The following is a 7,548-nucleotide window of genomic DNA, read 5'->3' as shown; positions in this document are numbered from 1 at the left end:
ATCGGGTTGCGCAATGCGTTCCTTCACGAGGTTGATGATCAGGTCGTCGCTCACGAGCCCACCGGACTCCATGACGGCCTTGGCCTGCTGCCCGAGCGGGGTGCCGGCCTTGACGGCGGCGCGCAGCATGTCGCCGGTCGAAATTTGAGGAATGCCGTATTTCTGGCAGATGAAGGCTGCTTGCGTGCCTTTGCCCGCCCCGGGCGCGCCCAGCAAAATTAGTCTCATGGTGTCCTCGGAGGGTTCTTCGATCTTGTGTCGCGCCCAGCGTCAGCCCGGGAGCGGGGCAAGGCGGAATTGCGTCGAGGATAGCATGCGACAGCGTGAAGAATTTCCGCTGCCGCCCTCGCAGCAGCGCACTTTTTCAGCGCGCCGGATCGGCGGCGAAGACCGCGCGCACGCGCTCGAGGTCTGCGGGGGTATCGACGCCGGGCCCCGGCGCGACATGGCTGACGTGCACCGCGATGCGATGCCCGTGCCACAGCGCGCGCAGCTGTTCGAGCGCTTCGGTGGCCTCGACGGGTGCGGGTGCCAGCGAAGGAAAGCTGCGCACGAAGCCGGCGCGGTAGCCATAGATGCCGATGTGCCGCAGCGGCGCCGGTGCGGGCAGCACGGAAGGCGGCGCACCGTTGGCGGAACCGTCGCGCCACCACGGAATGGGCGCGCGGCTGAAGTACAGCGCGTTGCCCTGTGCATCGAGCACGGCCTTCACCACGTTCGGGTTCAGGAAGTCGTCGAGCGAGTCGATCTCGTGGGCCGCGGTGCTCATGGCGGCTTCCGGGTGGGCGGCCAGCGCGGAGGCCACGGCGTCGATGAGCGCAGGGTCGATCAGCGGCTCGTCGCCCTGGACGTTGACGACGATGTCGCTGCCGTCCAGCCCCAGTTGCTCGCAGGCTTCGGCCAAGCGGTCGGAGCCGCTCGGGTGGTCCTGGCGGGTCAGGATGGCTTCCACGCCATGCCTTGCGCAGGCCTCGACGATGGCCGCGTCGTCGCCCGCCACCACCACGCGCGCGGCGCCGGATTGGCTGGCACGCCGGGCCACGCGCACCACCATGGGCAGGCCGGCAATGTCGGCCAGCGGCTTGTTGGGCAGCCGCGTCGAAGCCAGCCGGGCCGGCACCAGGACGGTGAAGCTCACAGCCCCAGCTCTTCGTCGGACAGGGTGCGGGCCTCGTTCTCGAGCAGCACGGGGATGCCGTCGCGCACCGGATAGGCCAGGCGTGCGCTGCGCGAGCAGAGCTCCTGCTTCTCCGGGTTCCAGGTCAGCGGGCCCTTGGTGACGGGGCAGACGAGCAGTTCAAGCAGCTTGGTATCCATCGAGCGATGATAGCTTTGCGTCGAGCGCCGCGAAGAATTCCGGCGAGGGTGCGAAGTCCAGCGGCACCGCCAGCGCGTCGGGGGCCCTGGGCCACAGCTTGACGGCATCTTTTTCGGTGCAGACGAGGCGCTGCCCGGTGCCGGCGGGGCGCTGCCAGCCTTCGAAATCGTAGTGGTCCGGCAGGGCGATCGTCTCGGCAAGCGTCAGCCCGCGTGCCCGCAGCATGCCGAAGAACGCTTCGGGCCGCGCAATGGCCGCCAGCGCGATCAGCGGTTCGCCGGCGAGTGCGCCGAGTGGCGTGCGTCTGCCGTCGCTCGCCACGGCGTCGCGCGCGAGCGAACGGGTGGCGGTGTAGCCGCCCTTGAAGGCGGGACGTTCCCCGCTGTGGAGCACCAGGTCGCACGGGCGCGGCCAGCGCTCGCGCAGCGGACCCGCGGGCAGCCGCCAGCCGTTGCCCACGCCGCGGTCGTCGAACACGCAGATCTCGATGTCGCGCGCCAGCGCCAGGTGCTGCAGGCCGTCGTCGCTCACGATGACCTGCGTGGCCGGGTGCCCGGCGAGCAGCGCGCGCGCGGCCTCGATGCGGCGCCGCGCCACGAACACCGGTGCGCCGGTGGCGCGGCGAATCAGCAGCGGTTCATCGCCGACGTCGGCGGCGTTGCTCTCGGTGAGTACTTCGCGGCAGTCACCGGTGCGGCGGCCGTAGCCGCGCGACACCACGCCAACCTGTAGCCCGCGGGCCTGCAGGTGCCGCACGACCGCCATCACGACCGGCGTCTTGCCCGCGCCGCCGGCAACCACGTTGCCGACCACGATCACCGGCACCGGGACGCGTTCAGTCGTGCGCCATCCCATCCGGTAGAACCAGCGCCGCAGCCCGAAAAGCGCCGCGTAGAGCAGCGACAGGGGCCACAGCAGGCAGGCCAGCGCGCCGCGATGCAGCCAGGCGCGCTGCAGCCGCGAGGCCGGCACAGCGATCGGGCCGGTGGTGCCGATGGTGCTGCGGCCCTGCGACGGCACTCAGTGCCCTGCTTGCTGCGCCGAAGACTGGGCTGCGAACGTGATCTGCACCAGTCCCACGCGGCGAGCGGCTTCCATCACCGTGATCACGGCCTGGTGCGGGCTGCTGGCGTCGGCGCTGATGATGACCACGCTGTCCTTGCCGCCCGTGGCGGCCGCGCCCAGTGCGGCGGCCACGGTGTCCACGTTGCGGTCGGCCACGGGTTTCTTGTTGATCGAGTAGCGGCCGTCGGCGGAGACCGCCACGATCACCTCCTTGGGATAGTCGCGCTGCGAATCGACGTCCGCCGTCGGCAGCCGAAGCTGCATCTCGGTGAACTTGCTGTAGGTGGTCGACAGCATCAGGAAGATCAGGATGACCAGCAGCACGTCGATGAACGGGATCAGGTTGATCTCCGGCTCGTCGCGCGCACCGTGGCGAAACTGCATGCGGCCGCGGCTCATGGCAAGCCTCCGCGAGGCGGCGTGGCGCAGGCAGTTGCAAGCGATGCGAAGCCCATCATTTGCGCAATGCGTTCAGGTGGCGCGCAAAGCGCTCGCCCGACAGTTCGAGGTTCAGCAGGTATTCGTCGACCCGGCTGCGGAAATAGCGCCAGAAGATCAGCGTCGGAATGGCCACGATCAGGCCGAAAGCCGTGTTGTACAGCGCAATCGAAATGCCGTGCGCCAGCTGCGCGGGGTTCCCGGAGCCCACCGCGCCGCTGCCGGGCGACTGCGAGCCGAAGATCTCGATCATGCCGATGACCGTGCCCAGCAGGCCGAGCAGCGGCGCCGCCGATGCAATGGTGGCCAGCGCCGGCAGGTAGCGTTCCAGCTTGTGCGCCACGGTGCGGCCCGAGGCCTCCATGGCGGCGCGCAGGTCGTCCTCGGTGCAGCGCGGATTGGCGTTGAGCGCCCGCAGGCCGGCGGCCAGCACCTGGCCGAGCATCGAATTGCGTTCGAGCTTGGTCACCACGTCGGGCCCCGGCACGGAACCGTGCGACACGGTGATGGCTTCGTCGAGCAGCTTGGGCGGCAGGACCCTCACGGTCTTGAGGCTTGTGAAACGTTCGATAACCAAGGCGAGCGCAATGATCGAACAGGCGAGCAATGGCCAAATCGGCCAGCCCGCGGCAACTATGATGGAAAACAAGGAATCCTCCGGCCCCGTAGACTGCAAATGCGCGGCGATTATCCACCGAGGCCACCATCGCCACGCGGCTTGTTTGCATGTCAGCGAAGACGCACAGATTCTGTGGATAACTTTGTGATTAACCCGCTGCGCAAGTTGTCCGGACCCGCATGGGACGGGCCTCCCGCTAGATCGATTGAATTTTGAGCAGTTCTTTTTCCAATGAAATCAACAGCTTGCACGACAAACCGTGCACCTGTTCCGTGCCCGGACCGCGGCACCAAGGCGGGGCAACCCACTGTGGAAGAGTGGCCGCCGGCCGCGCGGGTGTCCTGTGAACCTGCGTGACTCGAATCCAACGCCGGGCCCGCGGATCTGGGCTGTGGGCGCGCTGTGCCGGGCGGTGGCCGACGCGCTCGATGCGCGCTTCAACCCGGTCGCGGTGCGCGGCGAGATTTCCGGCTTCTCGCGCGCGTCGAGCGGACATTGTTACTTCGCGCTCAAGGATTCGTCCGGCCAGCTGCGCTGCGCGATGTTCCGGCGCGCCGCGGGCCTGCTCGATTTTTCGCCGCGCGACGGCGACCAGGTCGAAGTGCGCGGGCGGCTCGCGGTGTACGAACCGCGCGGCGACCTGCAACTGGTGGTCGAAAGCCTGCAGCGCGCGGGGCAGGGCGCGCTGTTCGAGCAATTCCTGCAGCGCAAGGCGCGGCTCGAGGCCGAAGGGCTCTTCGATCCGGAGCGCAAGCGGGCGCTGCCGGTCATGCCGCGCGCGGTCGGCCTCGTCACCTCGCTCGGCGCCGCGGCGCTGCACGACGTGGTCACGGCGCTGCGGCGCCGCGTGCCGCACATTCCCGTGGTGCTGGCACCGGCGGCGGTGCAGGGCGCCAATGCACCGGCGGAACTCGTGCGCGCGCTGCAGTCGCTCTACACGCTGGAGCCGGCCGTCGACGTGATCCTGCTGGTGCGCGGGGGCGGCTCCATCGAGGATCTCTGGGCGTTCAATGATGAAGCCCTGGCGCGCACCATCGTCCAAAGCCCGGTTCCGCTGATCTGCGGCGTCGGCCACGAAACCGACTTCACCATCGCCGACTTCTGCGCCGACCTGCGCGCGCCCACGCCCACGGCCGCGGCGGAGCTCGTCAGCGCGCCCCAGGCGATGTGGCTCGGTGCGATCGATCTGCTGGATGAACGGCTCGACAGCGCGCTGGGTGCGCGCCTCGATGTACTGGGGCAGCGCCTCGACCAGGCGGCAGCGCGCCTGGGCCGGCCCTCCGGGCTGTTGGCGCGCCAGCAGCTGCGGCTCGCGCATCATTCGCAGCGGCTGCGCTATGCGCTGCTGTCCAGGGCCGAGCGCCTGGCCCAGGTGCCGCGCGCGATTGCTGCCGATTTTCCGCTCAGGCTCGAGCGCGCGATGGCGCAGCGGCGCGAGCGGCTGGAACGCGTCGCCCTGCGCCTGCGGCTGCTCGATCCTGCGCTGGTGCTCCAGCGCGGCTATGCCTGGCTCACCGATCCCGAGGGCCGCGCGATCGTCAGCGCCAAGAAGCTGAGCCCTGGCGATGCCGTGGTCGCGCGGCTCGCCGATGGTTCGGTCGACCTGGCCGTCGTGCCCGGCAAAACGGGAACGCGTCCGACGCCGGGCGCGTAATTCCTTTCTAGAATCCTTTATTCCCCACAACCAACCCACGAGAAAAAACCATGGAACATGTGCTCCCACCCCTGCCATACGCCCTYGACGCGCTGGCACCCGAGTACTCGAAGGAAACCCTCGAGTACCACTACGGCAAGCACCACAATGCCTACGTGGTGAACCTCAACAACCTGCAAAAGGGCACCGAGTTCGAGTCGATGCCTCTCGAGGACATCGTCAGGAAGTCCAGCGGCGGCATCTACAACAACGCCGCCCAGATCTGGAACCACACCTTCTTCTGGAGCTGCATGAAGCCCCAGGGCGGCGGTGCTCCCACGGGCGCGCTGGCCAAGGCCATCGATGCCAAGTGGGGCAACTACGACGCCTTCAAGGAAGCCTTCGTGAAGTCGGCCGTGGGCAACTTCGGCTCGGGCTGGACCTGGCTGGTGAAGAAGGCCGACGGCTCGCTGGACATCGTGAACATGGGCGCCGCGGGCACGCCGCTGACCACCGGCGACACCCCGGTGCTGACGGTGGACGTCTGGGAGCACGCCTACTACATCGACTACCGCAACCTGCGCCCGAAGTTCGTCGAGACCTTCCTGGCCAAGCTGGTGAACTGGGACTTCGCGGCCAAGAACTTCGGCTGAGGAGCCGGGTCCTCCCAATGAAAAAGCCGACCCTCGGGTCGGCTTTTTCGTGGGCTGGCGTCAGGCGGGCGCTCAGCGCTTCGAAGCGGCGAACAGCTCGCCGCCGAGCTTGGCGCCCTTCTTGATGTTCTTCTTGGCGAACCAGCCTTGGTTCATCTCGAGCACGAAGCGCACCGGCTCCTCGGAGCAGTGGGAGTTCTCGGTCATGGGCTGCATGTCGGCCAGGTTGACGATGCGGCCATCGTCCGCCACGAAGGCGGCGGTCAGCGGCAGCAGCGTGTTGCGCATCCAGAAGCACTGGGTGGCCGGCTGGTCGAAAACGAAGATCATGCCTTCGGCCTGCGGCATCTCCTTGCGGAACATCAGGCCGATTTCCCGCTGGCGCGGCGTCTGCGCGACTTGCGCATCGATCTTGTACAGGCCAACGGACAACTGCGTGCGTTGCAGATCGGTCTGGGGCTGCTGCTGGGCCTGCGCGGATCCCATCAGGGCAGCGGCAAGCAGGAGCAGGGCGGCAAAACGCTGGAGCATCGGAAGGCTTCCTTCGAGGGCGGGTTCAAGGGCGCGAGGCCAATAAAAATGCCCGCTGATGCGGGCATTTGCCGGTGAGCGTGGAAGCTTACACCTTCTTGGCTGCAGCTGCGTGCGCCTTGGCCACGTGGCGAACCTTGTGCTTCTTGACAGCGTGCTTCATCGGCTTTGCCTTGTGAACGGCGGCAGGTGCAGCCGGTGCGGGGGCGGGTGCGGGCGGAGTTTGCGCAAAAGCGCCGGCTGCGAAGAGACCGGCGACGAGGGCTGCGAGCAGCTTGTTCATGAGACATCCTTTGAAATTCGTTGATATGGACCACCTCCCTTCGGAAGGTGAACATTCAACGCGGCAGCCGCTCATGCCGGTTGACAGCAGTTTCGTTGCCGCAAGCGAAAAAAAAAGCGCTCCGTGGAGCGCTCTTTCGTACGGCCTGGGCCGACTTACTGGGGCGTGCCGCCCTGGGTCGACTTGCGCTTCACGCTGCCATCCTTGTTGCGGCGGCGGTCGTCGCGGGTCTTGGCGCGCTTTTCGCCGGCAACGCCAGCCTTGTCGGCGCCGAACGTGCCGCCTTCGGGCGTCTTGGCGATGTCGCCAGTGGGAGCAGCCACTTGGCCTGCGGGCTTGGCTTCCTTCTTCGCTTCGGCGCGGGCTTGCGGCTTGCTGTTGGTGGCGTTCCCTTGCTCGGGCGTGGTGCCGGTGGGGTTCTGGGCGTAGGCGCCAGCGGCGAACAGGCCAGCGATCATGACTGCGAGAATTTTGCTCATTGATGATTCCTCTATCGAGAATTGGTTGGAAACGCCTCCCGGCGAGCAGAAGGTCAGCCACTAACGAGACCATTGTCTCTTAGGTTGACAAACGCCAGCTGATGGGTTGCGTCTAAAATGTACAGCGATTTGTTCGCGGGCTGTACAGCGATTCCCCATCGCTGTCTGAATTCGCAGACAGTCGTCCGAATTACGTCACTCCCGGAGTCATTCCCCCTCATGTCCAGCTACCAGCACATCAAAGTCCCGGCCGAAGGCCAGAAGATCACGGTCAACGCCGACAACTCGCTCAATGTGCCTGATCAGCCGATCATTCCCTTCATCGAAGGCGACGGCACGGGTCTGGACATCACCCCGGTGATGCTCAAGGTGGTGGATGCTGCAGTGGCCAAGGCCTACGGCGGCAAGAAGAAGATCCACTGGATGGAAGTCTATGCCGGCGAAAAGTCGACCAAGGTCTACGGCCCCGACGTCTGGCTGCCCGAGGAAACGCTGCACGCCGTGCGCGACTACGTGGTGTCCATCAAGG

The 7,548-nt window shown here is 67.0% G+C and carries 12 protein-coding genes; 3 read left to right on the top strand and 9 right to left on the bottom strand.

The annotated features are described in order from the left end of the window. From AC1DOC_RS11705 to AC1DOC_RS11680, 6 genes are all read right to left on the bottom strand, one after another. On the bottom strand, window positions 1–228 hold a 228-nt coding region (locus AC1DOC_RS11705), incomplete at its 3' end, for a nucleoside monophosphate kinase (protein ID WP_478129827.1). A gap of 136 nt (window positions 229–364) precedes the next feature. Beyond that, complete coding sequence (kdsB, locus tag AC1DOC_RS11700) at window positions 365–1,138, bottom strand: 3-deoxy-manno-octulosonate cytidylyltransferase (RefSeq protein WP_018904997.1); 774 nt, start codon at window positions 1,136–1,138, stop codon at window positions 365–367. After that, window positions 1,135–1,317 carry a Trm112 family protein gene (locus tag AC1DOC_RS11695; RefSeq protein WP_007836935.1) on the bottom strand — a complete coding sequence of 61 codons (183 nt, stop codon included), beginning with the start codon at window positions 1,315–1,317 and terminating at the stop codon, window positions 1,135–1,137. Before AC1DOC_RS11695 ends, kdsB begins: the two co-directional genes overlap by 4 nt. After that, window positions 1,298–2,314, bottom strand: coding sequence for a tetraacyldisaccharide 4'-kinase (gene lpxK / locus AC1DOC_RS11690; protein ID WP_026284064.1), 1,017 nt, complete (start codon window positions 2,312–2,314; stop codon window positions 1,298–1,300). Before lpxK ends, AC1DOC_RS11695 begins: the two co-directional genes overlap by 20 nt. 24 nt (window positions 2,315–2,338) lie before the next feature. Further along, window positions 2,339–2,767: an ExbD/TolR family protein gene (locus AC1DOC_RS11685; protein WP_026284063.1), complete on the bottom strand. Its 429-nt coding sequence runs from the start codon at window positions 2,765–2,767 to the stop codon at window positions 2,339–2,341. Window positions 2,768–2,837: 70 nt separating this feature from the next. Then, a complete protein-coding gene (locus AC1DOC_RS11680) occupies window positions 2,838–3,470 on the bottom strand; it encodes a MotA/TolQ/ExbB proton channel family protein (RefSeq protein WP_012747750.1) in 633 nt (210 codons plus the stop codon). Window positions 3,471–3,783: 313 nt separating this feature from the next. Between AC1DOC_RS11680 and xseA the strand changes: the two genes are divergently transcribed. Further along, window positions 3,784–5,094, top strand: a complete 1,311-nt coding sequence (gene xseA / locus AC1DOC_RS11675; RefSeq protein WP_018904995.1) for an exodeoxyribonuclease VII large subunit — start codon at window positions 3,784–3,786, stop codon at window positions 5,092–5,094. 50 nt (window positions 5,095–5,144) lie between these two features. Beyond that, on the top strand, window positions 5,145–5,726 hold the full coding sequence (locus AC1DOC_RS11670; RefSeq protein ID WP_018904994.1) for a superoxide dismutase: 582 nt from the start codon (window positions 5,145–5,147) through the stop codon (window positions 5,724–5,726). Window positions 5,727–5,798: 72 nt separating this feature from the next. Here AC1DOC_RS11670 and AC1DOC_RS11665 read toward each other — a convergent pair whose 3' ends face one another. The 3 genes from AC1DOC_RS11665 to AC1DOC_RS11655 all read right to left on the bottom strand — a co-directional run bounded on the left by AC1DOC_RS11665 (window position 5,799) and on the right by AC1DOC_RS11655 (window position 7,019). After that, on the bottom strand, window positions 5,799–6,257 hold the full coding sequence (locus AC1DOC_RS11665) for a DUF192 domain-containing protein (RefSeq protein WP_012747753.1): 459 nt from the start codon (window positions 6,255–6,257) through the stop codon (window positions 5,799–5,801). A gap of 88 nt (window positions 6,258–6,345) precedes the next feature. Further along, window positions 6,346–6,540, bottom strand: a complete 195-nt coding sequence (locus tag AC1DOC_RS11660) for a hypothetical protein (RefSeq protein ID WP_012747754.1) — start codon at window positions 6,538–6,540, stop codon at window positions 6,346–6,348. A 155-nt stretch (window positions 6,541–6,695) separates the two neighbouring features. Beyond that, entirely contained in the window at window positions 6,696–7,019 is a 324-nt protein-coding gene (locus AC1DOC_RS11655; RefSeq protein ID WP_012747755.1) for a hypothetical protein, read from the bottom strand. Between the two features lie 219 nt (window positions 7,020–7,238). Here AC1DOC_RS11655 and AC1DOC_RS11650 point away from each other — a divergent pair. After that, on the top strand, window positions 7,239–7,548 hold a 310-nt coding region (locus AC1DOC_RS11650), incomplete at its 3' end, for an isocitrate/isopropylmalate family dehydrogenase (protein WP_478129826.1).

The sequence above is a fragment of the Variovorax sp. 01T439_2 genome (genome assembly GCF_056398445.1).
This window is presented reverse-complemented; position numbering and strand designations above follow the sequence as displayed.

Coding starts and splice junctions, on each gene's coding strand:
- AC1DOC_RS11695 (WP_007836935.1), bottom strand. CDS start 1,317: ATGGATACCAAGCTGCTTGAACTGCTCGTCTGCCCCGTCACCAAGGGC.
- AC1DOC_RS11685 (WP_026284063.1), bottom strand. CDS start 2,767: ATGCAGTTTCGCCACGGTGCGCGCGACGAGCCGGAGATCAACCTGATC.
- AC1DOC_RS11665 (WP_012747753.1), bottom strand. CDS start 6,257: ATGCTCCAGCGTTTTGCCGCCCTGCTCCTGCTTGCCGCTGCCCTGATG.
- AC1DOC_RS11660 (WP_012747754.1), bottom strand. CDS start 6,540: ATGAACAAGCTGCTCGCAGCCCTCGTCGCCGGTCTCTTCGCAGCCGGC.
- AC1DOC_RS11655 (WP_012747755.1), bottom strand. CDS start 7,019: ATGAGCAAAATTCTCGCAGTCATGATCGCTGGCCTGTTCGCCGCTGGC.